Genomic DNA, 233 nt, shown 5'->3' with positions numbered 1-233 from the left:
TTCAGTGGGGCCAGGTTCAGGGGGCGGCTTCTTTCATGCCCGTCTAAAGTGCCCACCAGCGCATTCGGGTTAGGGTGGGGGGGGGGCCCGCTCGGGGAGGCTATAGCGCCGTCTACCACGTTCACCCCGGCTTCTATGGCTTTCAGGAAAGGGGCGGCCTGCACGGAGGATGTATCATGGGAAGGCAATACAATGGGCAGCGGCACAGTTTCGCGCAGGGTGCTTATTAAGGG

The 233-nt window shown here is 61.8% G+C and carries 1 pseudogene; it reads right to left on the bottom strand.

From position 1 onward, the window contains the following. Positions 1 to 233 (bottom strand): annotated as a pseudogene (locus KVT36_RS32330) (hypothetical protein); the annotation flags it as partial.

The organism is Chitinophaga sp. GbtcB8 (assembly GCF_019091455.1).
GTDB lineage: Bacteria > Bacteroidota > Bacteroidia > Chitinophagales > Chitinophagaceae > Chitinophaga.
Note: the sequence above shows the minus strand (reverse complement) of the source record. Positions and strands in the feature narration are given on the sequence as shown.